General features: G+C 41.8%; 1 protein-coding gene. It reads right to left on the bottom strand.

Going from position 1 to position 282, the window contains the following annotated elements:
* Positions 1 to 71 precede the first annotated feature (71 nt).
* On the bottom strand, positions 72 to 282 hold a 211-nt coding region (locus SB679_RS23820), incomplete at its 5' end, for an aldo/keto reductase (protein WP_410704726.1).

A 282-nucleotide genomic window follows, 5' to 3' on the forward strand; every position in this document is an offset into this window, starting at 1 on the left:
GTATTGTTTTGCGGCCATTTTTCAGATGGATGTAGTCCATTTTTCCAATTGTTTTTTGCATGATTTTTATTTTATTTGCCAACTCTTGCCTGTAATTGTACGGGATATCGTTCGCCCGAAATTTTGATTGCAGCCAACGCTATTTCTATTTTGTGCAGTTCGTTTGCAGACAAGAAAACATTAGCGCCGTCAATGTTTTCCTGCAAACGGTGTAATTTTGTGGTGCCGGGTATTGGAGCTATCCACGGCTTTTGAGCCAACAGCCAGGCCAAAGCAATCTGG

The organism is Chryseobacterium sp. SIMBA_029 (assembly GCF_046535275.1).
Taxonomy (GTDB): domain Bacteria; phylum Bacteroidota; class Bacteroidia; order Flavobacteriales; family Weeksellaceae; genus Chryseobacterium.